This window comes from Thalassotalea sp. ND16A (assembly GCF_000764205.1).
Taxonomy (GTDB): domain Bacteria; phylum Pseudomonadota; class Gammaproteobacteria; order Enterobacterales; family Alteromonadaceae; genus Thalassotalea_A.
Genome location: NZ_JQDZ01000054.1, coordinates 1 through 2,404, shown reverse-complemented (window position 1 = coordinate 2,404; position 2,404 = coordinate 1). Strand labels below are relative to the sequence as shown.

General features: G+C 36.9%; 1 protein-coding gene. It reads left to right on the top strand.

The features are described from left to right. Window positions 1-179 precede the first annotated feature (179 nt). Window positions 180-1,778, top strand: a complete 1,599-nt coding sequence (locus ND16A_RS20230) for a sensor domain-containing diguanylate cyclase (protein WP_052073072.1) — start codon at window positions 180-182, stop codon at window positions 1,776-1,778. Window positions 1,779-2,404: the final 626 nt, after the last annotated feature.

Genomic DNA, 2,404 nt, shown 5'->3' with positions numbered 1-2,404 from the left:
TTCAACGACTAATGCTATTGCATCAAGCTTAAATTCTTTTGAATATTTTTTACGTGCTGTCATTTTTTTTCTCCAGTTAAGTCTATTATCTCTTAACTGGGGTAGTCGAATCCATTAAACCACGTCATTCAGTTAGAATTATAAACGCTTTGGGAAAGTCAGTATTAAGGATAAGTAAGATGCAAAAAGTGCAGCTACAATCAAAGGGTATTGACACACTAAAAAAAAGTACTGACTCATCAAGGTTTATACTTAAGTTATTGACCCCTTTTGCTTCGCTGATGGTCATTATTCTATGCAGCTTCACGATTAGTTTATTTTATATATTATCTGAAGAGCAAAGCTTTTCTTTTATAGACAGTAGGGCGAGCAATACTCAAATAACCGCCGAAAACATGTACCAAAACAGCTTGCAAAGCAATGTTAACGCGATTCTAGCAATGTTGGCAATGTTACGCCAAGACAAAAAGTTAGCAGCGTTATTTGAGAAAAAAGATCACACCGCTCTCTATAACCATACAGAAGCTTTATATAACGATTTATTCCGCCATTACCAAATTACTCACTTTTATTTTACCGAACCTAATAGAATTAACCTGTTACGTGTCCATGCTCCTCAAAAGTCTGGTGACAAAATCGACAGAGTGACAACACTCAATGCTCAATTAAGCGGGGCCCCTGAATGGGGTATTGAATTGGGCGTTTTAGGGACTATCACTCTTAGAGTAGTAGCTCCCTGGCAGCACGCCGAAACAGGAAAGTTGATAGGTTATATTGAATTAGGAATGGAGTTAGACCACATTTTTAAAAGCTTAAACAATATATATGACATGGAGGTAGCTGTTATTGTTTTTAAAGATTTTCTCAATGAGGAAAGATGGTCTTCTGGCATGAAATTATTAAATCGTGACGCTAACTGGGATCAGTATTCGGATGTTGTTATAGCCGGTAATAACAAAGTGATTCCTCAAGTAATGGAGAATTATCTAAAATCTATTAACCATGAACACTATACAAATGTGCTAAATCTAAAAGAGAAAGATCACACTTACTGGTTAATGAATATTCCCATAGTAGATGTAAAGCAGAATGAAATTGCTCATGCTATCCTTTTGACCGATGTATCAACTGAGATGCATGCTATCAAACAAACGGCCACAATCGTCGGCATTACAATATTTATAGTCGGCTTAATATTAATTATATTATTTTACTCTCTAGCAAAAACAGTAAAAATACGAATTAGCAATGAAGCACAACTACTTAACCAGCTTGCCTCTAAAGATGGATTAACACTGCTCTACAATAGGCGCGCTTTTAACGATTTTCTCGCGATAGAAATTAATCGTTCTAAACGCTTTAATCACCCTATATCGCTTATTATGATCGATGTAGATCATTTTAAAAGCATCAATGATAAATACGGACATCAGTCAGGTGATACTGTACTTAAAGTTCTCAGTCAAAGGCTTATTCTAGAAAGCAGACAAGAAGACTATGTGTGTCGTTATGGCGGAGAGGAGTTTGCGGTTATTTTACCTGAAACACCGCTGCATGAAGCTAGTAAGTTCGCCAATCGCTTGATAAAAATAATTGAGTCATTGCCCATAGAAGTGGATAATGATGATAGTAAACAGATTTTAAGCGTTACAGTGAGTATTGGCTTGGTAAGCAACTTAGGTGACTCATGCTCATCTCAGCAGATCATTTGCGAAGCCGACAAGGCGTTGTATCAGGCCAAATACGAAGGAATAAATCGTATGTGTATCGCGAAGTGAGACGTATAATTCCCTAAACTACCTCGATCCCCGTTACCATTCAAAATGCACTCTGAAACATGCATATTGATTAGTAAGGGATATATACACAAGCAACTTGTGATTAAGGTTTCAACAGGCATTAGAAACGCTTTATGCTGCGTTATTGATTTCGACAAGGACGCTAAATCGATGTAGCTTATGTGGATGCAGGAGATGTATTCTCCTGAACAACCAATCTCTTCAATCAATATATACCCATCCCACTTGAAGATGCTCGTTTCAGGAATCCAGAGCGACTCATAATCAAGATGTATTTTTTATTAATGGTTGTTCCCTTAATTACAAATACAGCGCTGAGTATAAATTTCTCTGGTTTCCCCTATGGGCTGGTTTAGAAACGTTTTATGCTACGTTAAATTAATTGAAAATAGAATGACTATTAAACAACTAATTTGCCTTACCTAAAGACGTTTCTAATTCCAGCTGAATCCTGCATCTTCAAGTCGGATGGGTATATTGTGAGCTTACGAGAGCATAGCTCAACTTCTATTTTTCGATCTGATTTAATGACTGCGACTAATTCATCAGGACGCAAACATGTCGAACCAAGATCAACTTATCAACGTTGTTGCTGCATTTGAGCA

What these genes read in the sequence shown, in the direction of transcription:
- ND16A_RS20230 (WP_052073072.1), top strand. Translation starts at nt 180, where the DNA reads ATGCAAAAAGTGCAGCTACAATCAAAGGGTATTGACACACTAAAAAAA.